Raw genomic sequence first — 22,426 nt, 5'->3', positions numbered from 1 at the left:
TGGCCTCTGACGGTGTCGCGTCCGCAGGTGCTGCAACAGGGACTGCCGCTTCCGTAGGTGCCGTGTCCGTAGGCGTCGTGTTCGCGGGCGCCGTGTCCGCGGGTGCTGAGTCGGGAGGTGCCGCTTCTCCGGGTGCCCCATCAGGAGGCACGACTTCTGACGGCTGTTCCTTCGCGCGAGGTGCCTCTGGCGGTGCTGCCTCGTGCTGGCCTTGCGCCGGCTGCCCGGCGCCCGGCGGCTTCGCCCGGCGTGCTCGGCGCCGCTTCTTCGGGGAGCGCAGTTCCGTCATGCGGTGCCCCCGGCGCTGCTCACGGCAGAGAGCGAGTCCGAAAAGTGCATAAACGTATATTGAGTGACACGACCGGCCTTTGCCTGTTACGCGGTGAAAGCGCGTGTCGTTGGCAGCATGGCCCGCGTGATTCAGATGACCGAACGCAGCCCGTCGCTCGCCCCCGTGCGGAGCCGGTCCGCCGTGCTGGCCGACTGTGTGCTGCGAGGCGGACTCGCGGCGGCGCTCGGACTCGGCTCGCTGACCGTGCTGGTGATGCTGCTGTGGATCAGCTCGCCCTATCCCGACAGCGGGCCCGGTGGCGCACTGCATGTCACGGCCGCGCTGTGGCTGCTCGCCCATGGCACCGAGCTGACCAGGCATGACACCACATCCGGGGTGCCTGCCCCGCTGGGCCTGGTGCCGATGCTGCTGGTGATCCTGCCGGTATGGCTGGTCCAGCGGGCCGCGCGTGCCGCGTTCGACCCGGCGAACGGCCGCCCGGGTCCCTCGGTGCACGGCGCTCTCGCGGCGGTGACCAGTGGCTATCTCCTGGTGGCCGCCCTGGTGACGTGGTACGCGTCGGACGGGCCGCTGTCCGTCCGGCCGTTGAGCGCACTGTGGCATCTGCCGCTCGTCGCCGGAGTCGCGGCCGGGGTGGGCGTGTGGCGGGCGCGGGCCTTCCCGCGTGAGCCGTTCAGTGGCTGGGGGCGCGCACCGTACGCCGGTGGTGGGGCGCTTCCCGCCGGCGTGCGACGTGCACTCCGCGACCCCCGGGTGCCGACCGCGCTGCGGGCCGGAGTCGCTGCCGTCGCTGTGCTGGCGGGTGGGGGTGCGCTGTTGGTCGGCGGTTCACTGGTGTGGCACGGGGGCGCCGCGCAGGAATCGTTCCTGCGGTTGACCGGCGCCTGGTCGGGGCGGTTCACCGTGCTGCTGCTGGCCGCCGCGCTCGTACCCAACGCGGCGCTGTGGGGGGCTTCGTACGCACTCGGTCCCGGTTTCACCCTCGGTACCGGTTCCGTGGTGACACCGCTCGTGGTCACCGGAAATGCCGCGCTGCCCTACTTCCCGCTGCTGGCCGCTCTGCCGGGGCCGGGCAGCGGGACGCCGCTGACCTGGGCGGTCGCGGGTGTGCCGGTGGCAGCGGGGGCCGTGCTCGGCTGGTTCGTGACACGGGTACGGGACGACGGCCGGGCCGGGACCTTCGGCGGTACCGCGCTCATGGCCCTGTCGGCGGCAGTCGTCTGTGCGGCGGTGATGGCCGGTCTGGCTGCTCTGTCCGGCGGACCGCTCGGTACTGGAAGGCTGACGTCCTTCGGCCCGGTGTGGTGGCACACCAGCGTGGCCACGCTCGCCTGGACCGTGGGAACCGGCCTTCCCGTGGCACTCCTCCGGCGCTGGTGGGCGCTGCGCAGCAGCCGGGCCGGTGCCGCTGCCGGGTCCGGGGCCGCTGGGGTGGAGGCCCCTGCGGACAGAGAGGCCACTGCGGACGGAGTGGCAGCGGTGCGGGTGGGGGTGCAGGCTCCGGCGGAAGTTCAGGCCCGGATGGGCGTCGCTCCGGCGGAGGCCCCGGCCTCCGCGAAAGCCATGGCCCCGGGCCCGGTGGGAGACCCGGCCCCGGTGGAGCCGGAGGCGCACGAAGGCGGGGGCATGGGTGCCTCTGGAGAGGCCGAGGGGAAGGGGGATGTTCCCGCAGGCGACAGCAGCGGCGACAGCAACGGCGGCAGCGACGACGGAGCGCGCGCGGGGCGGTGGGCTGCGCTGCGGGCCCTGTCCGGGCGGCTGTTCGCGAAGTTCCCTCTCACGGATGCACAGGACACGTTCCCGTCCTCCACCTCTACTTCCACCTCCACCCCTACTTCCACCTCCACGTCCTCATCGGCCGGATCTCCCGGGTTCTCCGAACCCCCCGCCGCATCGCCGCTCCCATCCGGAGACGCGGGCGCTGTCAAGCAGCCCCGCCGGTCCGAGCAACTACAGCGGTCCGAGGAGGCCGAGAATGCCGACGAGGGCGGTGCCGACGCCCCCGAGAGCCCGGAAGCTGTCAGCCCGGCCGGCCTTCCCGCACAGTCCGACGGAGCCGAGGGTGAGCCTTCGCGTGGTGACGGCCCTGGTCACGATGGTCACGATGCCGGTTCCAGCACCGGAACCGGCCCGGACATCGGGCCGCCGGTGCCCCGTACCGACGAGGACTGAGCCGCACAACCCTCAGCGCGACCGCCGGCTTCCGCCCGCGTACGCCCTCGTACCTACTTCTTCGTGCCGAGAACCGGAACCAGTGAGTGCGGCAGCTTCTTGTTGCAGGCGATCTGGCCCTGCTTCGTCAGGGCGTCGTTCACACAGGTGTAGTAGTCCCGGTACACGAGCTGCGCCGAGAACGTCAGGATCACGATCAGCAGCGCGAGTCCCGCGGTCACCAGGCCGCTCACCGCAGCGGTGATCTGCTGCTTGGACGAGGCGGCCGACGCACCGGCGTACGGACCGGTGTACGGGCCCCCGTACGGACCCGGTTGCCCACCGGGGGCAGGCGGTGCCGTCGGCGCCGGAGGGACGTCAGGACTGGGCTGCCGCCCGTCGGCCGGAGGCGGGGGCGTCGGAGGCATCGGGGGCGCCGCCTGCTGCGGCGCTGTCGAGGAGGCGGCGCCCCGGTGCGCGCCGGAGCCCGTCTGCGGCTTGGCGCGCAGGGCGCTGACGCCCCAGTAGACCGCGAGTGCGCCGAGCAGCAGGCCGATCTCCGGCAGGTTGAAGAGGGCGAAGAAGAACGCCCACATTCCGGCGAGCAGCGCATAGCGCGCCCGGCGCTGGGCCGGGTCCTTCGGATCCCAGCGCAGGGACGGACCAGGGCCGCCCTGGCCGCCGTTCCGCCCGTTTCCCGGGTCGTCCGGGCCGCCCGCCGGTCGCTGAGGGCCGCCGCCGAACCCGCCGTCATGGCGGCCCGGCTGAACCGGGCTCCACTGGCCTCCCCGGCCGTGGGACGACGAATCCGACGGAGACGAGCCGTCGCCGCCATCCCCCTCGCCGCTCCCGCTCCCGCCGCCGTTTCCGTCACCGCCCGCCGGGTGCTGCGGCTGCCGGGGCCGCCACGGCTGCTCGGGCCGGTCGGCGGGCGGCGGTGCGAACGGGTTGTCGTCGTCGGGTTCCGTCGAGGAGGGCCGGCGTTCCCGCAGCAGCATGGAGCCCTGCCCGTGCAGCGGGGTGCGGAGAGTCGCGCGGTGGCGTCGGTCCTGCATCTGGTGAACGTCTTCCCCTCGATCGGTTCCTGCCCGGGAGACAGGTCCTGTCCCCAGACGCTACCTCTCGGCCGTGCCCCCGTCCCGTGGGGGCCTTTCGGTGTGCCGGTATCGTTGCCGACGGTCGGCGCGTTCGTAGAGTTCCCCGTATCGGGGGCTGCGCTCTATTCGTACGACCGCACAAGTCGTATCCAGAAAGGGCCCCGCCGTGGCCTCCCCGTCCTCTCCCGCCCGTCTGGTCGTGCTGGTCTCCGGTTCCGGAACCAATCTGCAGGCCCTGCTCGATGCCATCGCCGCCGATCCGGCCGGCTATGGAGCCGAGATCGTCGCGGTCGGCGCCGACCGCGACAACATCGCCGGACTCGACCGCGCCCGCGACGCCGGACTGCCGACCTTCGTCTGCAGGGTGAAGGAGTACGCGGACCGCGACGCGTGGGATGCGGCGCTGGCCGAGGCCACCGCCGCCCACGCACCCGACCTGGTCGTGTCGGCCGGTTTCATGAAGATCGTGGGGAAGCGGTTCCTCGCGGCCTTCGGGGGCCGGTTCGTCAATACGCATCCGGCCCTGCTGCCCGCGTTCCCCGGCACTCACGGAGTGCGCGACGCGCTCGCGTACGGGGCCAGGGTCACCGGCTGCACCGTCCACTTCGTCGACGACGGCGTCGACACCGGTCCGATCATCGCGCAGGGTGTGGTCGAGATCCGGGAGCAGGACGACGAAAGCGCTCTTCATGAGCGCATCAAGGAAGTCGAGCGGAAGCTGCTCGTCGATGTCGTGGGGCGTCTGGCCCGTAACGGCTACCGCATTGAGGGACGAAAGGTTCAGGTCGGTGCACACCGAGAACACCGTTAAGCCCATCCGGCGCGCGCTCGTCAGCGTCTACGACAAGTCGGGTCTGGAGGAGCTGGCCCTCGGGCTGCACGAGGCGGGCGTCACGCTCGTCTCCACCGGATCCACCGCGGCGAAGATCGCCGCTGCCGGTGTGCCGGTCACCAAGGTCGAGGAGCTCACCGGTTTCCCGGAGTGCCTCGACGGCCGGGTCAAGACGCTGCACCCCCGGGTGCACGCCGGGATCCTCGCCGATCTGCGCCTGGAGGACCACCGCAGGCAGCTCGCCGAGCTGGAGGTGGAGCCCTTCGACCTGGTCGTGGTGAACCTCTACCCCTTCACCGAGACCGTCGCGTCCGGCGCCACACCGGACGAGTGCGTCGAGCAGATCGACATCGGCGGCCCCTCGATGGTCCGCGCCGCTGCCAAGAACCACCCGTCGGTGGCGGTCGTCACCAGCCCCGGCCGGTACGCGGACGTCCTCACCGCCGTCAGGGGCGGCGGCTTCGACCTCACCGCGCGCAAGCGGCTCGCGGCCGAGGCATTCCGGCACACCGCCGCGTACGACGTGGCGGTCGCCGGCTGGTTCGCCGACGGTTACGCGGCGGCCGACGACAGCGGCTTCCCCGAGTTCCTCGGTGCGACGTACGAGCGCGGCAACGTCCTGCGCTACGGCGAGAACCCGCACCAGGGCGCCGCGCTGTACGTCTCCGGTACGGGTGGTCTCGCCCAGGCCGAGCAGCTGCACGGCAAGGAGATGTCGTACAACAACTACACGGACACCGACGCCGCGCGCCGGGCCGCCTACGACCACACCGAGCCCTGTGTGGCGATCATCAAGCACGCCAACCCCTGCGGTATCGCGGTCGGTGACGACCTGGCGGAGGCGCACCGCAAGGCGCACGCCTGCGACCCGGTCTCCGCGTACGGCGGTGTGATCGCGGTCAACCGTCCGGTCACCGTGGAGCTGGCCGAGCAGATCGCCCCCATCTTCACCGAGGTCGTCGTCGCTCCGGCATACGAGGACGGCGCGGTCGACGTGCTGGCGCGCAAGAAGAACATCCGGGTGCTGCGCTGTCCCGAGGGGCCGTCGGCCGCCACCGAGGTCAAACAGATCGACGGCGGCGCGCTGCTCCAGGCCACCGACCGGCTGCAGGCCGAGGGCGACGACCCGGCGAACTGGACGCTGGCGTCCGGTGAGGCGCTCGGTGCGGCCGAGCTGGCCGAGCTGTCCTTCGCCTGGAAGGCGTGCCGGGCTGTGAAGTCCAACGCGATCCTGCTCGCCAAGGACGGCGCGTCCGTCGGTGTGGGGATGGGCCAGGTCAACCGGGTCGACTCCGCGAAGCTCGCCGTCGAGCGTGCGGGCGAGGAGCGGGCGCGGGGGGCGTACGCCGCATCGGACGCGTTCTTCCCGTTCCCGGACGGCTTCGAGATCCTGGCGGACGCCGGGGTCAGGGCCGTGGTGCAGCCGGGCGGTTCGGTCCGTGACGAGCTGGTCGTGGAGGCCGCGAAGAAGGCGGGCGTGACGATGTACTTCACGGGGACGCGGCACTTCTTCCACTGAGCGACACCACTGGGCCACGCCACTGGGCCGCTGATTACCAGCGATGTGGGGCCGTACGGCCGAGGGCCGCAACTCCGCGCGATATGCGCCGGGTTGCGGCCCTCGGGGCTCAGCAGGGTGCGGGTCAGCCGACCTTGACGACCACGGTCGAGCAGATCTTGTCCGCGAACGTCTGCTTCTTGGAGTCCCACGCCGGCCACAGCCAGCCCAGGTAGCAGGCGAGGCTGTCCACGAAGTGGGCGAGGTAGCGGACGAAGGACATGCCGAAGCCCAGGTACTGGCCGTCGGCCTCGCGCCGCAGGCTGATGCCCAGGGCCTTCTTCCCGATGAACTGGCCGGTGGTGCCCTCCTTGTACAGCTTGAAGAGCCCGAGCCCGATACCGACGAGGACACCGATCACGACGAGCGCGGAACCGGCGCCACCGCCGACGCCGCCACCGATGCCGACGATGATGCCGTACGGGACGCCGATGACCAGGCCGTCGATGAACATGGCGCCGCACCGGCTCCACCAGCCGGCGAACGGGGGCATGCTGCCGTAACCGCCGGGCTGCTGGGGGTAGCCGCCGCCGTAGTTCTGCTGGACCGGCGGGGCCTGCGGGTAGCCGTAACCGGGCTGCTGCGGCACGCCCTGCGGAGCCTGCTGCGGGTATCCGTAGCCCGGCTGCTGGGGCTGGCCCTGCGGCTGCTGCCCCGGCGGCGGGCCGTAGGGGTTGTTCGGGTTCGGTTCGCCGAAGCTCATGGCTGAATTCCTCCGTTGGTTCTGCGGGGACGGCGCGGTTCGAGCGGAGGATTGGTGAAGAAACGACAGAGCGGTCTGCCCCCCGGTACTGGCCGCGACACTGCGATCCACATCGTTCTCAATGCCGCGTAAGTTTGTCCAGTCGGAGACCGTATGCGTTGTGCAAGTGCAACTTGGGCGATCACGCCGCCCCTGAAAGAATGGCTCGTATGACAGCCCAGATTCTCGATGGCAAGGCCACCGCGGCCGCGATCAAGTCCGATCTGACCGTCCGCGTGGCGGCCCTCAAGGAGAAGGGAGTGGCCCCCGGTCTCGGCACTCTGCTCGTCGGCGACGACCCCGGCAGCCGCTGGTACGTCAACGGCAAGCACCGCGACTGCGCCGAGGTCGGTATCGGTTCCATCCAGCGCGAACTCCCCGGCACCGCAACGCAGGAGGACATCGAGGCGGTTGTCCGGGAGCTCAACGAGAATCCCGAATGCACCGGCTACATCGTGCAGTTGCCGCTCCCCAAGGGCATCGACACCAACCGTGTCCTGGGGCTGATGGATCCGGCCAAGGACGCGGACGGGCTGCACCCCACCAGCCTCGGCAAGCTGGTGCTGAACGAGGAGGGCCCGCTGCCCTGCACCCCGTACGGCATCATCCAGCTGCTCCGCCACCACGGTGTGGAGATCGCCGGGGCGCATGTCGTGGTCGTCGGCCGCGGTATCACCGTGGGCCGCTCCATCCCGCTGCTGCTGACCCGTAAGTCCGAGAACGCGACCGTCACCCAGTGCCACACCGGCACCCGTGACCTTCCCGCGTTGCTCAGGCAGGCGGACATCATCGTCTCCGCGGCCGGTGTGCGGCACATCATCAACCCCGAGGACGTCAAGCCGGGGGCCGCTGTCCTGGACGTCGGTGTCAGCAGGGACGAGAACGGAAAGATCGCCGGGGATGTGCACCCCGGTGTCGCCGATGTGGCCGGCTGGGTCTCGCCGAACCCGGGTGGTGTGGGCCCGATGACCCGCGCGCAGCTGCTGGTGAACGTCGTGGAGGCGGCGGAGCGCAGTGTCGGCTGACGCGGCCGCGCTGATGGGGCCGGGGCCCGAGGAGCCGGTGGGGCAGACGGGGCCTGGGGACGGTAAGTCGACGGGGCCTGGGGCTGAGCCCGAGCCGGAGGGTGCGAAGCAGGCGGCCACCGGTAAGTCGGCGGCTTCCGGTAATCCGGCTGGTTCCGGGAGCGCCGGGCCGGAGAGGTCCGATGCGTCCGGGCAGTCCGATGCGTCCGGGCAGTCCGACGAGCCCGCCGGGTCCGCCGCGTCCGGGCAGTCCGGTGCGCCGGAGACTCCCGCCGAGCCCGGCAGCCCTGAGCCCCGGGGCCCCGAGGCAGCCGAGGCCGGGAGCGCCGAGGCCGGAGCCTCCGAAGCCGAGGCTTCCGGGGCCGGGGAGTCCGGGCGTTCCGGGGCGCATCCGGCCACTCCGCAGGAGGAGGCTGGAGCCGAGGGCCCCGAGCCGGGCGAGGCCGGTGCGCCGGAGGGGCGGGACGCGGTCAGCGCGCCCGGCCCGGACGGTGAGCCGGTCCGGACGACCCGGCGCTTCCCCCGCGTGACGCGGGACACCGCGCGGCCCGAGGGCGGCGGCCGGGCGGCCCCCGGTGACGCGCCGGCCCCCGCCAGGCAGTGGCCGCTGCTCACGGTGCTCGTCACCATCGGCGTCGGACTGCTGCTCGTTGCCTTCGACGTGACACGGGTGGGGCTGCTGCTGGTCGGAATCGCTCTGCTCGGCGGTGCCGTGATGCGCGGATGGGTGCGTTCCGTCGGGATGCTCGCGGTGCGTTCACGCTTCACCGACATGGTCACGTACGGCGTACTGGGTTTCCTCATCACGCTGCTGGCGCTCATGGTCCAGCCGAAGCCGTGGCTGGAGCTGCCGTTCCTCGAAGGGCTGATGCGGTTCACCGTGCGGTGACGCCGAACTCCCCTTGCCCGCCGGGCCGCTGACCGGCCGTACGCCTCCCGGGCGGATACCGGAGGCGTACGAGAGGCCGCCGGGACGCCGCCGGGCCGCTCCGGGACGCCGCCGGAAAATAAATGGGAATCAGGGGGAGTGGCCCGCGATTCCCGGGGCAAGCGGACCCTATCCCCCCACGGGTGCTTGCACCCGGCGGTGGCCGCCGGCGCCTCCCCCCCCCCTGGCGCGGGCGGCCACCGCCGCTGCAGGTGGGCAGGGACGAAGCCGGTGTGCGGCGTGCCACACGGGGGCGGGAACCGGGGGCGTGTGGGGTCCGATAGCCTGACGTCGGAAGTCTCTTCACATCAAGATTCAGTTCCGGATGTGAGCTTCGGGGACTTCCCGCACCAGGGGCAGGGACCCCCACCGCCAGCTGTCTTACGGAGAACGCCATGACCCGCACTCCTGTGAATGTCACCGTCACCGGCGCGGCCGGCCAGATCGGCTACGCGCTGCTCTTCCGCATCGCCTCGGGCCACCTGCTCGGCTCGGACGTGCCGGTCAAGCTGCGTCTCCTGGAGATCCCGCAGGGGCTGAAGGCCGCCGAGGGCACCGCGATGGAGCTCGACGACTGCGCCTTCCCGCTGCTCCAGGGCATCGAGATCACGGACGACCCGAACGTCGCCTTCGCCGGGGCCAACGTCGCGCTCCTGGTCGGCGCCCGTCCGCGTACCAAGGGCATGGAGCGCGGTGACCTGCTCGCGGCCAACGGCGGCATCTTCGGCCCGCAGGGCAAGGCCATCAACGACAACGCCGCGGACGACATCAAGGTCCTGGTCGTCGGCAACCCGGCCAACACCAATGCGCTCATCGCGCAGGCGTCCGCCCCGGACGTACCGGCCGACCGCTTCACCGCGATGACCCGTCTCGACCACAACCGTGCGATCTCGCAGCTCTCGCAGAAGACCGGCGTTCCGGTCTCCGAGATCCGCCGTCTCACCATCTGGGGCAACCACTCCGCCACGCAGTACCCGGACATCTTCCACGCCGAGGTCGCGGGCAAGAACGCCGCCGAGACCGTCAACGACGAGAAGTGGCTGGCCGACACCTTCATCCCGACCGTCGCCAAGCGCGGCGCGGCGATCATCGAGGCGCGTGGCGCGTCCTCGGCCGCATCGGCCGCCAACGCCGCCATCGACCACGTCCACACCTGGGTCAACGGCACGGCGGACGGCGACTGGACCTCAATGGGTATTCCGTCGGACGGCTCCTACGGTGTCCCCGAGGGCCTCATCTCCTCCTTCCCGGTCACCACGAAGGACGGCAAGTACGAGATCGTCCAGGGCCTGGAGATCAACGACTTCTCGCGTGCCCGCATCGACGCGTCCGTGAAGGAGCTCGCCGAGGAGCGCGACGCGGTCCGCGAGCTCGGCCTGATCTGATCCGAGCCGATCCCCGTCCGTCTGTACGGAACGTCCCCGGTGACCATGTGGTCGCCGGGGACGTTCCGTTGACGGCATTCCGTCAGGCGTGGTGTGTGTGCGGCCGGGCGGGCGCTCCCCGCTCGTCGGGCTCTCTCAGCTCGTCAGCGCCTTCAGCGCGTTCGCGTCCTGGTGCAGCCGTTCCATCGACTGCCGGTGCAGCCCGGGGCCGAACGTGACGCGGGTGGCGCCCAGAACGCCCAGCTCCCGCGGGGATGGCCCGTCGGGCAGGAAGAGCGCGTTGAGCGGCGCCCCGATCGCGGCTGCCAGGCCGGACAGCTGGTCCGGCGGCGCCATGATCGGGTAGACGCAGTCGGCGCCCGCCGCCACATACCGGCGGGCACGGTCGACGGCCTGCGCCGGGTCCCGTACGCCGCGGATGTACGTGTCCACGCGGGCGTTGATGAACAGCCCGGCTCCCGCCGCCGCGCGGAACGCCGCCAGCCGGTCCGCGTTCTCCCGCGGGTCGTTGAGGACTCCGCCCGAGGAGTCCTCCAGGTTGCAGCCGACGGCGCCGGTGTCGAGCAGCCGCCCGGCGAGTTCCTCCGGCGGCAGGCCGTAACCGGCCTCGATGTCCGCCGAGACGGCCACGCCGAAGCTCTCGACGGCCCGGACGATCCGGCTGATCGCGGTGAACATCTCGTCGGCCGGGGTCTCGCCGTCCGCGTAACCGAGTGCGGCTGCCACTCCGGCGCTGGGGGTGGCGAGCGCCGGGAAGCCGGCTTCCGCGAGGACGCGGGCGCTGGCCGCGTCCCACGGGCCGGGGAGCACCAGCGGGTCGCCGGGCGGCCGGCCCAGATGGAGACTGCGGAAGTCCGTCATGGAGCGGCCCTTCAATGGAGTGGCCCTTCAGTGGTGGGGATCGCGGCGAACCGGCCGGGTCAGTGGCGGTGGGCGAGCGAGCCCGGTGTGTAGTGGCCCGGCACCATGCGGGTCGAGACGGCGAAGCGGTTCCAGGCGTTGATCACGGTGATCGCCGCGATCAGCTGGGCCAGCTCGCCCTCGTCGAAGTGCTCGGCGGCGTGTGCGTACACCTCGTCCGGTACGAATCCGTCGGTCAGCACCGTGATGGCCTCGGTCAGCTCGATCGCCGCGATCTCCTTCGCGGTGTAGAAGTGTTTCGACTCCTCCCAGCCGCTCAGCTGCACGATCCGCTCGACCGACTCGCCCGCCGCGAGGGCGTCCTTGGTGTGCATGTCCAGGCAGAAGGCGCAGTGGTTGATCTGGGAGGCCCGGATCTTGACCAGTTCGAGCAGGGTCGGGTCGACGCCCCTCCTGGCCGCCGCGTCCAGAGTGACCATGGCCTTGTAGACCTCGGGGGCGAGCTTCGCCATATCGAGGCGCGGGGTGTGCTCGGGGAGGTACTCCGGCGCCGCGGCCGATGCGCTGTCCGTGGTGGAAGTCTTGTCCGTCATGTCGTTTCTGCCCCTTCATGCCTTGTTCGTCGTGTGAGTACGACGCTACGTCGGATATGGCGCAGGGGTATGGTCCATTTCCGTGACGGATTCATGGGCCACTTTCGGTGTAGACCTGCATCTGGAACTCACCGGTCCAGGCCTGCGGGTCGGCCTCACGGACGCGCTGCGCCGGGCCGTCCGCACCGGGCGGCTGGCGCCGGGGACCCGGCTGCCCTCCTCGCGTACGCTCGCCGCCGACCTGGGCGTGGCCCGCAATACGGTCGCCGACGCCTACGCCGAACTGGTGGCCGAAGGCTGGCTCACCGCCCGGCAGGGTTCGGGGACGAAGGTGGCCCCGCGCTCCGTACCGCCGGGGGCGCCCGCGCCGCCCCCGGCCCGGCGGCCGCGCCGGAGCGGCCCCACGTACAGCCTCCGGCCCGGTACGCCCGATGTCGCGTCCTTCCCGCGTACGGAGTGGCTCCGGGCGTCGCGGAAGGCGCTGACCGCCGCACCCCACGACGCGTTCGGTTACGGCGACCCGCGGGGCCGCCCCGAGCTGCGGACCGTCCTCGCGGACTATCTGGCGCGGGCCCGCGGTGTCCACGCGGGGCCCGAACGGATCGTGGTCTGCGCCGGGTTCGCCCACGCGCTGATGCTGATGGGGAAGGTGCTGCGGGGGAGACGCGTGCGGGAGGTGGCCGTCGAGTCGTACGGTCTCGATCTGCACTGGGACCTGCTCACCGAGGCCGGGCTGCGCACACGGGCCCTCCCGCTGGACGGGTCCGGCTCGCAGACCGGCGAGCTGGGGCGTGAGGGTGCGGTGCTGATGACGCCGGCGCACCAGTTCCCGATGGGCGTACCGCTCCATCCGGACCGGCGCACGGCCGCCGTCGAGTGGGCCAGAACCACGGGCGGGGTGATCCTGGAGGACGACTACGACGGGGAGTTCCGGTACGACCGCCAGCCCGTCGGGGCCCTCCAGGGGCTGGATCCCGAGCGGGTCGTCTACTGCGGGACGGCCAGCAAGTCCATTGCTCCGGGGCTGCGGCTCGGCTGGCTGGTGCTGCCCGATGCGATGGTGGCCGAGATCCTGGCGGCGAAGGGGAACGCCGACTGGATGTCCAGCTCGCTGGAGCAGCTGACCCTGGCGGAGTTCATCGCCTCCGGTGCGTACGACCGGCATGTCCGCTCGATGCGGCTGCGCTACCGGCGCAGACGCGACCAGTTGGTGGCGGCTCTGGCCGAACGGGCGCCCGGCATCAGGGTGTCGGGGATCGCGGCGGGGCTGCACGCCGTCCTGGAACTGCCCCCGGGCACCGAGCAGTCCGTCGTCCAGGCGGCGGCGTGGCAGGGGCTCGCGCTGGACGGGGGCGCGCGGTTCCGGCACGAGGGCGTGCGGGACGGGCGCGACATGCTGGTCGTCGGGTACGGAACGCCGTCCGACAGCGCATGGGCGGGGGCGCTCGACGCGCTGTGCCGGGTGCTGCCGTAGGGGGCGGTGGGCCCGAACGGGGCCTCCCGGCCCCTGGCCCCGCCTCAGCCTTCGGCCGGTGTCGGTTCGGTCGGGGCCTCTCCGAACCGCGCCAGCGCGAGCGCTCCCGCGACAGCCACCGCGAAGCCTGCCACCGCCAGAGGGGCCAGCCCCTCCCTCGTACGGTCCCCGAGCCAGACCACGCCGACGAGCGCGGGGCCGATGGTCTCGCCGATGACCATGCCGGCCGTGGCCGTGGTCACCGAACCGCGTTGCAGCGCCGAAGTGAGCAGCAGGAAGGCCGAACCACCGCCGACGAGCAGTGCGTAGAGCGCCGGGTTGGTGAAGTCGGCCGAGTCGATGAGGCGGACCGAGACCTCGACCACCCCGAAGCCCACTCCGGAACCGAGGCCGAGCACCAGGGCCCTTGCCCTGCCCTTGAGGCGGCCGGCCGCCGTGCCGACCAGGAAGACCCCGACCGCGACCCCGAGCATCGACCAGCGCAGGGCGGACGACCCCGCGGTGTGACCCTCGGCCCCGGAGGCGAGGCCGAGCATGCCGAGGCCCGCGCAGACGACGGCCACCGCGCCCCATTCGGTGCCGGAGAGCCGGACGCCGAGTACGCGCGATGCCACCACAGCGGTCACCGCCAGACTCGCGGCGAGTGCGGCGCCTACCGCGTAGATGGGGAGCGTGCGCAGGGCGACGATCTGGAGTACGAAACCGAGGCCGTCGAGGCCGAGCCCCACGATGTAGCGCCACTGGCGCAGGGCGCGCAGCAGCAGCGCGGCGTCCACGCCCGAGCCGGTTCCCGGTGCGGAGGCGCGGGCCGCGGCGGCCTGGAGCACGGAGGCCGTGCCGAAGCAGACCGCTGAACCGAGGGCGCAGATCATTCCAAGGAGCACGAAAGGACTCTAGTTGGGCCGGGAAGGGCCCAGCACCGGCCACCCGTCAGAACGGCATCTACTCTGTATCCAGGCTGTACACCGACAGATTCAGTCTGTACACCCACAGACGAAACCACCGGCTGACGCACGCGAAGAGCCGGTACGACGGGGGAGACCGGCAGATGCGCAAGATGAGGTCGGGCGCTGTGGTGCTCGGCGGTATGGGAATACTGGCGGCGACGCTCACCGCCTGCGGCTCCGATGTGGACAAGCGGTGCGTCGATCCCGATACGCACAAGCAGCTGCCCAAGTACGAGTGCACCCACAGCAACGGCCGCGGGACGTACTACTACGGCGGTTCTTCCAAACACGGCAAGGTCTCGGGCGGCAGCTTCAGCAAGCCCTCGGTGCACCGCGGCGGGTTCGGCGGCGGCTCGCACTCCGGCGGCGGTTTCCACTCCAGCGGCGGCTGACCGGACACGGACCGAGCAGGGGTACCCACGGGAACGGGCGGACATCATGCAGCGGCACACCATAGAACCGCGCCCCGGCTGGCAGCAGATCGTCGAGGAGCAGGGGCTGGTCTATCCGCTGACCCGCTATCCGGACGACTCCCTGCGCCCGTACTGGGACGAGAGCGCGTACTACTCGTTCTCCCTTCCCGAGGTCGAGGCGCTGGAGCAGGTGGTCGAGGAACTCCACGCGATGTGTCTCGCCGCGGCCGCCCACATCGTCGCACGGGACCGTTTCGTGGAGCTGGGCATCACCGATCCCAGGCTGGCCAGGCTGGTCGGCGAATCCTGGCACCGCAGGGATGAACTCCCCTCTGTCTACGCCCGGTTCGACCTCCGATACGACGGCAGTGGTCCGGCGAAAATGCTGGAGTACAACGCCGACACCCCCACCTCGCTGGTCGAGGCCGCCAGCCCGCAGTGGTTCTGGATGGAGGACCGCTTCCCCGGCGCCGACCAGTGGAACTCCCTGCACGAACGGCTGGTCGCCGCCTGGAAACGGCAGGCCCGGCTGCTGCCGCCCGGACCGCTGCACTTCGCGCACTCCGAGGCCGACGAACTCGGCGAGGATCTGATGACCGCCGCCTATCTGCGGGAGACCGCCCAGCAGGCCGGGATCGACACCGAGGCGCTCTCGATGGAACGGATCGGCTGGGACCCCCTCTCCGGGCGCTTCATCGACGAGCGGATGCGCTTCATCCGCAGCTGTTTCAAGCTCTACCCGTGGGAGTGGCTGACGACCGACAGCTTCGGTCCGCATGTCCTGGACACGCTCGACAACGGTGGCTCCACCGGCTCCACCTGCTGGATCGAGCCGGCCTGGAAGATGCTGCTCTCCAACAAGGCGCTGCTCGCAGTGGTCTGGGAGCTGTACCCCGGCCACCCCAACCTGCTTCCGGCCTATCTCGACGGGCCACGCGAACTCGCCCTGTCCCGGGGGTACGTCTCCAAGCCGCTGCTCGGCCGCGAGGGTGCGGGTGTCATGCTCCACGAGCCGACCGCGGGCGTGGACGCTGCCCCGGGCCCGGCCCTGGGCACAGGCACGGTGCCGGTACCTGGTGGTGCAGGTACCGGCACCGGAGGTGGTGCCGGTACCTGGGGCGGAACAGTGGGCTCCGTCGCTGGTGTCCGGACCGATGAGGCTTGCTGCTACCAGGAGTTGGCACCGCTCCCTGACTTCGACGGCAACCGGGTGGTGCTCGGCGCGTGGGTCGTCGAGGACGAAGCGGCGGGGCTCGGCATCAGGGAGTCGGCGGGGCCGGTGACCGACGAATACGCCCGCTTCCTGCCCCACGTCATCCTGTAACCCTCGTTGCGTCGCGCCTCCTGCGCATGGCCCCGCACTGGCACGTGCGGACCCGTTTCGCACGGTCCGGAACACCCTGAGCCCCCTCCCGCCCTCACTCGGGGCCGGGCCGGCCAGGGTGCTGCTCGTTCTGCCCGATGAGGGTGTCGAGCTGGGTGGCGAGACCGGAGTGGCGGGCGCTCAGATAGGGGCGGGCCGCCGTCAGTGGGGGGACCAGGGCCGCGGGGTCGTTGTGGGCGAGGGCCGCGTCGAGCCGGCCGAGGGGGGCGCGGGAGGCACGGGGGAGGTCGGTCAGAGCGGTGATCTGTCCGGCCAGGCGGCGCAGCGCTGCGGCGTTGTCGCGGGCCCAGGCGGTGTGGGCACGGTTGGCCGCGCGGCTTTCGCGGGTGGCCTGTACGCGCTGTTCTCCGGTGGTTCCGGCGGAGCCGGGGCGGTTGCGCAGATAGCGGCGCTCGGCGGCCTGGCGGCTGGCGACACCGAGAGGGTGGGCCAGATCGGCCCAACTGGCCCCCGCGTGGCGGGCGGTCTCGATCAGGCCGGTCTCCCATCCGGCGAGCTGCTCGCGGATCTCGCGCAGCAGCAGGAGAGAGGCGAGGGCCTGTTGCGGGCCAGCGTCCGCATCGGCGGGGTCGGCAGCTCGGTCATGGGCGTCGCACACGGCGTGGTCGATGACTTCCAGGGCCGCTGCCGCGGCCAGGAACGAGGCTGGACTCCGCGCGTCGGCGTCGGCGTGGGGCGGCTGGTCGGCGGCTGTCACGAGAACCCCTTCCGGGTTGTCATCCTTTCGACGACACTTTGTTTGTCATCCATTGGATGACATGTTACAACAGTGTCAGTGAAGCGCATTGGCGGGTACAACCCGAACCTTCTGGAGGTGTTTCGCGATGTTGATGCGCACCGACCCTTTCCGCGAACTCGACCGTCTCGCCCAGCAGCTGACCGGCACCGGCAGCGGCACCTGGACGCGGCCCTCCGCGATGGCGATGGACGCCTACCGCGAGGGTGACGAGTACGTAGTGGCCTTCGACCTCCCCGGTGTCGACGCGGAGGCGATCGACATCGACGTCGAGCGGAACATGCTGACCGTCAAGGCCGAGCGGCGGCCCATGGCGAAGAGCGACGACGTGCAGATGGAACTGTCGGAACGGCCTCTGGGCGTCTTCTCCCGCCAGCTCGTGCTGGCCGACACATTGGACACCGAACGCATCGCGGCCGACTACGACGCCGGAGTGCTGACTCTGCGCATCCCGATCGCCGAGCGCGCCAAGCCCCGGAAGATCTCCGTCGGCGGGGAGTCCTCCCGCAAGGAGATCTCCGGCTGAGCAGCCGGCGACCCGAGCCGGCCTACGGCGCAGAACGGGCCCCGATCCCCCTCCGCCCGTTCTGCGCCCGCCGGACAGCACATCTGAAGCAAGCTCAAGCGGCCCCTCGTAAGGCGGAATCGGCTTCAGCCACCCGCAGGCCACGGTTTCCTCTCCGGCCCGCGCGCACCTGACTGCCTGTCCGACCGGCCCACTCGCTTGGCCCACTCGCTTGGCCCGCTCGCTTGGTCCACTTGCCTGGCCCACTCACCTGTCCATCCAACCTGGCCATCCAACCTGGCCCACCCAACCTGGTGTGCGCTCGGCCTTGCCGGGCACACGCACGATGTGCTCAAGACGAGAGAGGCGACTTTCGCAGTGATGTCCGACCCGCGTGAACCGCTCCCGCACCTTCGAGCGATGACTTTCGATCAGATGCTGGAGAAGGTCCGCTACGAAGCGGCCTATCCGACCCGGGAACGGGCTGAGGAAACTGTCCGGCTGGTCCTCTCCGGACTCGGACGCCAGCTGACCGGTGACGAACGGGTCGAACTGGCGGCCCGCCTGCCCTTCGAGGCCGCCCGCATCCTCACCGGACAGGCCCCCGCCATCGAGCCCCTCACCGGCTGGGCCTTCGTCAAGGACCTCGCTGCCCGCAACGGTGCCTCCCTGGCCACCACGCGCTGGGACACGGGCGCCGCCCTGTCCGCCGTCGCCGCCATCGCCGGCCCCGACCTCCTCACCCGCATCCTGGACCAACTCCCCACCGGCTACGCCCTCCTGTTCGGCCGCGCCGAACTCACCCAAGCCGCCTGAGGCCCCCGCACAGCACCCGGTGCGCACGTCACCGGGTGCTGTGCGGCACCCAGCCACCCCTGGCCGTACAGCGGTCCATCGGTTCAGGGGTTCAGAGGTTCAGTCAGGGGTTCAGGACGCTCCGGAGCTGAGTGAGCCCCCAGTCCAGGTCCTCTTTGCTGATCACCAGCGGCGGGGCGATCCGGATGGTCGATCCATGGGTGTCCTTCACCAGCACTCCGAGATCCATCAGCCGCTCCGAGATCTCCCGGCCGGTGCCGAGCGCCGGGGCGATGTCCACACCGGCCCACAGCCCCCGTCCGCGTACGGCCTGCACCGCGCCGCCGCCCGCCAACAGCCCCAGTTCGTGGTGGAGATGGTCACCCAGCTCGGTCGCCCGCTGCTGGAACTCGCCGGACCGCAGCATCGCCATGACCTCCAGGGCCACGGCGCACGCCAGCGGGTTCCCACCGAAGGTCGAACCGTGCTCGCCGGGGCGGAAGACGCCGAGCACCTCCGCCGACGACACCACCGCCGACACCGGAACCACCCCGCCGCCGAGTGCCTTGCCCAGGATGTACATGTCGGGCACAACACCCTCGTGCTCACAGGCGAACGTCTTCCCGGTCCTGCCCAGTCCGGACTGGATCTCGTCGGCGATGAACAGCACGTTCCGGGCGCGGGTCAGCTCCCGTACGCCCGGCAGATAGCCGGCCGGTGGCACCAGCACGCCGGCCTCGCCCTGGATGGGTTCGAGCAGCACCGCCACCGTGTTGGCGTCGACGGCCGCTTCCATCGCGGCCAGATCCCCGTACGGCACGATCTCGAATCCGGGGGTGTACGGGCCGAAGTCCGCGCGGGCCTCGGTGTCCGTCGAGAAGCTGACGATCGTCGTCGTCCGGCCGTGGAAGTTGTTCTCGGCGACGACGATCTTCGCCTGCCCGGCCGGTACGCCCTTGACCTGGTAGCCCCACTTACGGGCGGTCTTCACCGCTGTCTCGACCGCCTCGGCCCCGGTGTTCATCGGCAAGACCATCTCCATGCCGCACAGGTCGGCGAGCTGAGTGGAGAAGTCGGCGAACCGGTCGTGGTGGAAGGCCCGGGAGGTGAGTGTGACCCGCTCCAGCTGGGCCCTGGCCGCGTCGATCAGCCGGCGGTTGCCGTGGCCGAAGTTGAGTGCCGAGTAACCGGCGAGCATGTCGAGGTAGCGGCGCCCCTCGACGTCGGTCATCCACGCCCCGTCCGCAGATGCGACGACCACGGGCAGAGGGTGGTAGTTGTGCGCGCTGTGCGCTTCGGCGGACGAGATCGATGTTTCCGTAACTGACACGGGTTCTCCGTTCATACGGCGTACGGCTTTTACGGCGTACCGGCCTTACCGGCGCGGGTCCTACGGCGTTCGGCTCATCGGGTGCTCATTCCTATCGTCGGCCACGGCGGGCTGGAAGAAACCTGGTGGACCGGCGCGCCGGGTGGGTGTGAGGCGCCGGGGCGTACCGCACGTCGATTCCGTCGGTGCCGGCGCCAGGCCCGCCCGGCCCGTCGAACCAGTCGAACCGGCCGCGGGCCCAGGCACGGGCCCTTCCGAAGAGGCCCGGCTCCGGAGGCCGGGCCTCTTCCCGGCCCGGGACCGGCACCCCCTCGGCCACGATCCGCGCCAGCACCCGCTCCGCCATCGACTCCCCGGGCCACGCCCCACCCGGTCCACCCGGCCTGCCCGGCACCCTGTCCGACTCGACCCGCCGCGATCCGCCCGGCCCTGTCCGCCCACGCTCGTCCGACACACCGCCCGGCCCGGCGGGCTCTCCGCTTCCGTTCCGGCCGTCGAGCGTGCGGCCCAGGGCCCGCAACTCGGCGGTGAGCCGCGGATCCGGATCACGCCGTCCGCACGCACCTTTGTCGCGCATGTCCCGCGTCACTTCTGACACCGCCTCACGCCCTGACATTTTTCACGCCCTGGCATCCCTGACACCCTTCACGTTCACGGCTCCCTTCACGTTCACGACTCCGTCCACGTCCACCACTCCGTCCACGTCCCCGCTCAGTCGTCCGTCCCGGGACCCCTCTACGTCCCGGACCCCCTTCAAGTGCTTCGCGCCCCTCGCGCGCTGCCGCTCCTCCGCTCGCTCCCGCGTCCGTTCCCACGCACCGTCCCGTTCCCGTGCCCGTTCCCCTCCTCGTCCGGCGGACGGCTGCTCTCCGGTGGCGGAAGCAGTTTGCTCAGCTTCTTCAGGGCTCGGTTCAGCCGGGACTTCACCGTGCCCCGTGGCCAGCCCAGCGCCTGCGCCGTCTCCGCCTCGTCCATCTCCAGCAGATAGCGGTACGTCACAGCGAGCCGCTGCTCGGTGCTGAGCCGGTCCAGTGCCGCCAGCAGCAGCGCACGGCGCTCCTGCCGCAGCGCGGCCACTGCGGGGTCCGCCGACTCCGGTATCAGTGGCTCCGCCTCCGCCAGTGCGGCCTCGCGGCGTGCGGCTGATCGCAGTCGTCCCGCCGAGCGCAGTGTGTTCCGCGTCTCGTTCATGACGATCCGTAGCAGCCAGGGACGGAACGACGCGCCCGGCTTGAAGTCCGCCAGTGCCCGGTAGGCCTTGAAGAAGGCCGACTGCACCACGTCCTCCGCCTCCGCGCCCGCCCCGAACGCGGTCGCCGCGCGTAACGCGATCCCCGTGTACGCGCGCACCAGCTCGGCGTACGCCTGGGCGTCTCCTGCCCGCACGCGCGCGATCACTCCGGCCTCGTCCACCGCTGCGGTGTCCGTGCCGGTCCCGTCCACCACTGTGGTGTCCGTGCCGGCCTCGTCCACCGCCGTGTCCGTGGCCGTGTCTCTCTCTGTGGCCCCGTCGGCAACGGCGACGTGGCTCCCCTCCCGCGTTCTCACATCTTTCATACACCGCGCGACGGAGATCGGTTCCGCACCTGAGAGAATGCTGTACATGGCCTCAGACCGTCCCCGGGTGCTCTCCGGGATCCAGCCCACGTCAGGCTCGTTCCACCTCGGCAACTACCTCGGCGCCGTGCGCCAGTGGGTAGCCCTGCAGGAGTCGCACGACGCGTACTACATGGTCGTCGATCTGCACGCGATCACCGTCCCGCAGGACCCCGCCGAACTGCGGGCGAACACCCGGCTCGCCGCCGCCCAGCTCCTCGCGTCCGGTATCGACCCCGAGCGGTGCACGCTCTTCGTGCAGAGCCATGTGCCGGAGCACGCCCAGCTCGGCTGGGTCATGAACTGCCTGGCCGGCTTCGGCGAGGCCAGCCGGATGACCCAGTTCAAGGACAAGTCGGCCAAGCAGGGCGCCGACCGTGCGACCGTCGGCCTCTTCACGTACCCCATCCTTCAGGTCGCCGACATCCTGCTCTACCAGGCCAACCAGGTCCCCGTGGGTGAGGACCAGCGCCAGCACGTCGAGCTGACCCGGGACCTCGCCGACCGGTTCAACAGCCGGTTCGGTGCGACCTTCACGGTTCCGGAGCCGTACATCCTCAAGGAGACGGCGAAGATCTACGACCTCCAGGACCCCTCGGCCAAGATGAGCAAGTCGGCTGCCTCGCCCAAGGGCCTGATCAGCCTGCTCGACGAGCCGAAGGTCTCCGTGAAGAAGGTCAAGAGCGCGGTGACCGACACCGACACGGTGATCCGCTACGACCCGGTGGCGAAGCCCGGCGTGTCGAACCTGCTGACCATCAACTCGACGCTCACCGGCACGAGCATCGCCGACCTGGAGCAGCAGTACGAGGGCAAGATGTACGGCGCGCTCAAGACCGATCTGGCCGAGATCGTCGCCGACTTCGTCACACCGTTCAGGACCCGCACCCAGGAGTACCTGGACGACCCGGAGACGCTGGACTCGCTTCTCGCCAAAGGGGCGGAGAAGGCCCGTACGGTCGCCGCCGAGACGCTGGCCCAGGCGTACGAACGACTGGGGTTCCTGCCCGCCAAGCACTGACCCCGGGGCCTGTGACCTTGGACTCTGGTCAGAGGGTCGGGGGCCCGCCACACTGCTCGCATAATGGTCCGGCAGGCATCCGGAAGCATCAGGCAGCGCATCCGACAGCGGAGGAGAACGACGTGGGGACCGTAACGCTCGGCGTTTCGATCGCGGTCCCGGAGCCGTACGGCAGCCTGCTCCAGAAGCAGCGCGCGGGCTTCGGGGACTCTGCCGCGCACGGCATCCCGACCCACGTCACCCTCGTCCCGCCCACGGAGGCCGACGCCGCGTCGCTGCCCGCGATCGAGGCCCATCTCGCCTCGGTCGCCGCCGCCAACCGGGCGTTCCCGATGCGGCTGTACGGGACGGGCACGTTCCGCCCGCTCTCACCGGTCGTCTTCGTCCAGGTGGTGACGGGCGGTTCGGCCTGTTCCTGGCTTCAGCAGCAGATCAGGGACGCCTCGGGGCCGCTCGTGCGTGAGCTGCAGTTTCCGTACCACCCGCATGTGACGGTCGCGCACGCCATCTCGGACGAGGAGATGGACCGGGCGTACGAGGCGCTCGCCGCTTTCGAGGCGACCTGGACCTGCGGCTCCTTCGCGCTGTACGAGCAGGGGGCGGACGGCGTGTGGCGGAAGCTGCGCGAGTACGTGTTCGGCGGCGGGGGTGGTGTGGTCCCCGGGCCGAGCGTCTCGCGCGAAGCACCCGCCGCGCCGTCCATCCCCTGAGGCCCGCGCCGCCCGTTTCCTGAGGTCCGCTCCGGCCGGGGCTCCGGACGG

General features: G+C 71.1%; 21 protein-coding genes. 13 read left to right on the top strand and 8 right to left on the bottom strand.

What is annotated here, in order from left to right:
* Nucleotides 1-424: 424 nt before the first annotated feature.
* On the top strand, nt 425-2,464 hold the full coding sequence (locus ACWGKJ_RS01365; protein ID WP_385020573.1) for a cell division protein PerM: 2,040 nt from the start codon (nt 425-427) through the stop codon (nt 2,462-2,464).
* 53 nt (nt 2,465-2,517) lie between these two features.
* On the opposite strand, the gene ACWGKJ_RS01360 is transcribed toward ACWGKJ_RS01365, so the two are convergent.
* On the bottom strand, nt 2,518-3,498 hold the full coding sequence (locus ACWGKJ_RS01360) for a hypothetical protein (RefSeq protein WP_385020465.1): 981 nt from the start codon (nt 3,496-3,498) through the stop codon (nt 2,518-2,520).
* Between the two features lie 208 nt (nt 3,499-3,706).
* Here ACWGKJ_RS01360 and purN point away from each other — a divergent pair, with 208 nt between their 5' ends.
* Together purN and purH are read left to right on the top strand one after the other, a co-directional pair.
* A complete protein-coding gene (gene purN / locus ACWGKJ_RS01355; RefSeq protein ID WP_385020462.1) occupies nt 3,707-4,351 on the top strand; it encodes a phosphoribosylglycinamide formyltransferase in 645 nt (214 codons plus the stop codon).
* Nucleotides 4,269-5,891, top strand: a complete 1,623-nt coding sequence (gene purH / locus ACWGKJ_RS01350; RefSeq protein WP_385020570.1) for a bifunctional phosphoribosylaminoimidazolecarboxamide formyltransferase/IMP cyclohydrolase — start codon at nt 4,269-4,271, stop codon at nt 5,889-5,891. The genes purN and purH overlap by 83 nt, the downstream gene beginning before the upstream one ends.
* A gap of 124 nt (nt 5,892-6,015) precedes the next feature.
* On the opposite strand, the gene ACWGKJ_RS01345 is transcribed toward purH, so the two are convergent.
* Entirely contained in the window at nt 6,016-6,633 is a 618-nt protein-coding gene (locus ACWGKJ_RS01345; protein ID WP_385020459.1) for an RDD family protein, read from the bottom strand.
* Nucleotides 6,634-6,842: 209 nt separating this feature from the next.
* Here ACWGKJ_RS01345 and ACWGKJ_RS01340 point away from each other — a divergent pair, with 209 nt between their 5' ends.
* The 3 genes from ACWGKJ_RS01340 to ACWGKJ_RS01330 all read left to right on the top strand — a co-directional run bounded on the left by ACWGKJ_RS01340 (nt 6,843) and on the right by ACWGKJ_RS01330 (nt 10,010).
* Nucleotides 6,843-7,697, top strand: a complete 855-nt coding sequence (locus ACWGKJ_RS01340) for a bifunctional methylenetetrahydrofolate dehydrogenase/methenyltetrahydrofolate cyclohydrolase (protein WP_385020456.1) — start codon at nt 6,843-6,845, stop codon at nt 7,695-7,697.
* A complete protein-coding gene (locus ACWGKJ_RS01335; RefSeq protein ID WP_385020453.1) occupies nt 7,687-8,586 on the top strand; it encodes a DUF3017 domain-containing protein in 900 nt (299 codons plus the stop codon). The genes ACWGKJ_RS01340 and ACWGKJ_RS01335 overlap by 11 nt, the downstream gene beginning before the upstream one ends.
* Before the next feature lie 434 nt (nt 8,587-9,020).
* Entirely contained in the window at nt 9,021-10,010 is a 990-nt protein-coding gene (locus ACWGKJ_RS01330; RefSeq protein ID WP_385020450.1) for a malate dehydrogenase, read from the top strand.
* A 135-nt stretch (nt 10,011-10,145) separates the two neighbouring features.
* Here ACWGKJ_RS01330 and ACWGKJ_RS01325 read toward each other — a convergent pair whose 3' ends face one another.
* Both ACWGKJ_RS01325 and ACWGKJ_RS01320 read right to left on the bottom strand, forming a co-directional pair.
* The gene (locus ACWGKJ_RS01325; protein ID WP_385020447.1) at nt 10,146-10,871 is read right to left on the bottom strand and encodes an isocitrate lyase/PEP mutase family protein; all 726 of its coding nucleotides are present in this window, start codon (nt 10,869-10,871) and stop codon (nt 10,146-10,148) included.
* Between the two features lie 59 nt (nt 10,872-10,930).
* Nucleotides 10,931-11,464 carry a carboxymuconolactone decarboxylase family protein gene (locus ACWGKJ_RS01320; protein WP_385020444.1) on the bottom strand — a complete coding sequence of 178 codons (534 nt, stop codon included), beginning with the start codon at nt 11,462-11,464 and terminating at the stop codon, nt 10,931-10,933.
* Between the two features lie 82 nt (nt 11,465-11,546).
* On the opposite strand from ACWGKJ_RS01320, the gene pdxR reads away from it, so the two are divergent.
* Nucleotides 11,547-12,938 (top strand): MocR-like pyridoxine biosynthesis transcription factor PdxR, encoded by a 1,392-nt coding sequence (gene pdxR / locus ACWGKJ_RS01315; protein WP_385020441.1) that lies wholly within the window; start codon nt 11,547-11,549, stop codon nt 12,936-12,938.
* Nucleotides 12,939-12,982: 44 nt separating this feature from the next.
* On the opposite strand, the gene ACWGKJ_RS01310 is transcribed toward pdxR, so the two are convergent.
* Nucleotides 12,983-13,810 (bottom strand): DMT family protein, encoded by an 828-nt coding sequence (locus ACWGKJ_RS01310; protein ID WP_385020567.1) that lies wholly within the window; start codon nt 13,808-13,810, stop codon nt 12,983-12,985.
* Nucleotides 13,811-13,986: 176 nt separating this feature from the next.
* On the opposite strand from ACWGKJ_RS01310, the gene ACWGKJ_RS01305 reads away from it, so the two are divergent.
* Together ACWGKJ_RS01305 and ACWGKJ_RS01300 are read left to right on the top strand one after the other, a co-directional pair.
* Entirely contained in the window at nt 13,987-14,277 is a 291-nt protein-coding gene (locus ACWGKJ_RS01305) for a hypothetical protein (RefSeq protein ID WP_385020438.1), read from the top strand.
* 46 nt (nt 14,278-14,323) lie between these two features.
* Nucleotides 14,324-15,622, top strand: a complete 1,299-nt coding sequence (locus tag ACWGKJ_RS01300; protein ID WP_385020435.1) for a glutathionylspermidine synthase family protein — start codon at nt 14,324-14,326, stop codon at nt 15,620-15,622.
* A 94-nt stretch (nt 15,623-15,716) separates the two neighbouring features.
* On the opposite strand, the gene ACWGKJ_RS01295 is transcribed toward ACWGKJ_RS01300, so the two are convergent.
* Nucleotides 15,717-16,379, bottom strand: coding sequence for a type III effector protein (locus tag ACWGKJ_RS01295; RefSeq protein ID WP_385020432.1), 663 nt, complete (start codon nt 16,377-16,379; stop codon nt 15,717-15,719).
* Between the two features lie 127 nt (nt 16,380-16,506).
* Between ACWGKJ_RS01295 and ACWGKJ_RS01290 the strand changes: the two genes are divergently transcribed.
* Entirely contained in the window at nt 16,507-16,944 is a 438-nt protein-coding gene (locus ACWGKJ_RS01290) for an Hsp20/alpha crystallin family protein (protein WP_385020430.1), read from the top strand.
* A gap of 399 nt (nt 16,945-17,343) precedes the next feature.
* Nucleotides 17,344-17,739, top strand: a complete 396-nt coding sequence (locus tag ACWGKJ_RS01285) for a DUF2267 domain-containing protein (RefSeq protein WP_385020427.1) — start codon at nt 17,344-17,346, stop codon at nt 17,737-17,739.
* Nucleotides 17,740-17,842: 103 nt separating this feature from the next.
* On the opposite strand, the gene rocD is transcribed toward ACWGKJ_RS01285, so the two are convergent.
* Nucleotides 17,843-19,048: an ornithine--oxo-acid transaminase gene (rocD, locus tag ACWGKJ_RS01280; RefSeq protein WP_385020424.1), complete on the bottom strand. Its 1,206-nt coding sequence runs from the start codon at nt 19,046-19,048 to the stop codon at nt 17,843-17,845.
* A gap of 753 nt (nt 19,049-19,801) precedes the next feature.
* On the bottom strand, nt 19,802-20,653 hold the full coding sequence (locus ACWGKJ_RS01275; protein WP_453315651.1) for an RNA polymerase sigma factor: 852 nt from the start codon (nt 20,651-20,653) through the stop codon (nt 19,802-19,804).
* Between ACWGKJ_RS01275 and trpS the strand changes: the two genes are divergently transcribed.
* Both trpS and ACWGKJ_RS01265 read left to right on the top strand, forming a co-directional pair.
* On the top strand, nt 20,652-21,665 hold the full coding sequence (trpS, locus tag ACWGKJ_RS01270) for a tryptophan--tRNA ligase (protein WP_385031890.1): 1,014 nt from the start codon (nt 20,652-20,654) through the stop codon (nt 21,663-21,665). The two genes, ACWGKJ_RS01275 and trpS, sit on opposite strands and share 2 nt — an antisense overlap.
* A 122-nt stretch (nt 21,666-21,787) precedes the next feature.
* Nucleotides 21,788-22,375 (top strand): 2'-5' RNA ligase family protein, encoded by a 588-nt coding sequence (locus tag ACWGKJ_RS01265; RefSeq protein ID WP_385031893.1) that lies wholly within the window; start codon nt 21,788-21,790, stop codon nt 22,373-22,375.
* The last annotated feature ends 51 nt before the right edge of the window (nt 22,376-22,426 follow it).

Source organism: Streptomyces sp. NPDC054757 (assembly GCF_053612185.1).
Note: the sequence above shows the minus strand (reverse complement) of the source record. Positions and strands in the feature narration are given on the sequence as shown.

What these genes read in the sequence shown, in the direction of transcription:
- ACWGKJ_RS01365 (WP_385020573.1), top strand. Translation starts at nt 425, where the DNA reads ATGACCGAACGCAGCCCGTCGCTCGCCCCCGTGCGGAGCCGGTCCGCC.
- ACWGKJ_RS01360 (WP_385020465.1), bottom strand. Translation starts at nt 3,498, where the DNA reads ATGCAGGACCGACGCCACCGCGCGACTCTCCGCACCCCGCTGCACGGG.
- purH (WP_385020570.1), top strand. Translation starts at nt 4,269, where the DNA reads ATGTCGTGGGGCGTCTGGCCCGTAACGGCTACCGCATTGAGGGACGAA.
- ACWGKJ_RS01345 (WP_385020459.1), bottom strand. Translation starts at nt 6,633, where the DNA reads ATGAGCTTCGGCGAACCGAACCCGAACAACCCCTACGGCCCGCCGCCG.
- ACWGKJ_RS01340 (WP_385020456.1), top strand. Translation starts at nt 6,843, where the DNA reads ATGACAGCCCAGATTCTCGATGGCAAGGCCACCGCGGCCGCGATCAAG.
- ACWGKJ_RS01330 (WP_385020450.1), top strand. Translation starts at nt 9,021, where the DNA reads ATGACCCGCACTCCTGTGAATGTCACCGTCACCGGCGCGGCCGGCCAG.
- ACWGKJ_RS01325 (WP_385020447.1), bottom strand. Translation starts at nt 10,871, where the DNA reads ATGACGGACTTCCGCAGTCTCCATCTGGGCCGGCCGCCCGGCGACCCG.
- ACWGKJ_RS01320 (WP_385020444.1), bottom strand. Translation starts at nt 11,464, where the DNA reads ATGACGGACAAGACTTCCACCACGGACAGCGCATCGGCCGCGGCGCCG.
- ACWGKJ_RS01310 (WP_385020567.1), bottom strand. Translation starts at nt 13,810, where the DNA reads ATGATCTGCGCCCTCGGTTCAGCGGTCTGCTTCGGCACGGCCTCCGTG.
- ACWGKJ_RS01305 (WP_385020438.1), top strand. Translation starts at nt 13,987, where the DNA reads ATGCGCAAGATGAGGTCGGGCGCTGTGGTGCTCGGCGGTATGGGAATA.
- ACWGKJ_RS01300 (WP_385020435.1), top strand. Translation starts at nt 14,324, where the DNA reads ATGCAGCGGCACACCATAGAACCGCGCCCCGGCTGGCAGCAGATCGTC.
- ACWGKJ_RS01290 (WP_385020430.1), top strand. Translation starts at nt 16,507, where the DNA reads ATGTTGATGCGCACCGACCCTTTCCGCGAACTCGACCGTCTCGCCCAG.
- ACWGKJ_RS01285 (WP_385020427.1), top strand. Translation starts at nt 17,344, where the DNA reads ATGACTTTCGATCAGATGCTGGAGAAGGTCCGCTACGAAGCGGCCTAT.
- trpS (WP_385031890.1), top strand. Translation starts at nt 20,652, where the DNA reads ATGGCCTCAGACCGTCCCCGGGTGCTCTCCGGGATCCAGCCCACGTCA.
- ACWGKJ_RS01275 (WP_453315651.1), bottom strand. Translation starts at nt 20,653, where the DNA reads ATGTACAGCATTCTCTCAGGTGCGGAACCGATCTCCGTCGCGCGGTGT.